This window comes from Campylobacter sp. CH278 (genome assembly GCF_004378845.1).
Taxonomy (GTDB): Bacteria; Campylobacterota; Campylobacteria; order Campylobacterales; family Campylobacteraceae; genus Campylobacter_D; species Campylobacter_D jejuni.
This window is the reverse complement of the sequence record NZ_RYXZ01000032.1, coordinates 1-351: the sequence shown is the minus strand read 5'-3', so window position 1 is coordinate 351 and position 351 is coordinate 1. Positions and strand designations below refer to the sequence as shown.

The following is a 351-nucleotide window of genomic DNA, read 5'->3' as shown; positions in this document are numbered from 1 at the left end:
CTATATCCATCACTGCCATAGCGCCTTTAAGTGTAGTAACACCTGCTGATTCATCTTTTACTCCAAAAGTAGTTGTTTTCATAGTTGCAAACTGAGAAAGTGTTGAACCACTTGAAAAACCTGAGCCTGCAGAAACATTATATACCGCAGAAAGTTGCGAAGCAGCTGAAATAGCTATAGCGTTTGCAAAACCTGTAGAATAATTTTTACCGCTACCTACAGAATAACCTGAACCTGAAGAAAATCCACTTCCTGCGCTACTCATATAAGCGCTAACAGAAGAATAACCAGCTAAAATAACTCCTTTGTTTGCAGAACCAAATCCCATAGCATCAGCGATATTAGCATCAA

At 39.0% G+C, this 351-nt stretch carries 1 pseudogene; it reads right to left on the bottom strand.

The features are described from left to right. A pseudogene (locus ELQ04_RS08550) lies at nt 1-351 on the bottom strand (flagellin); the annotation flags it as partial.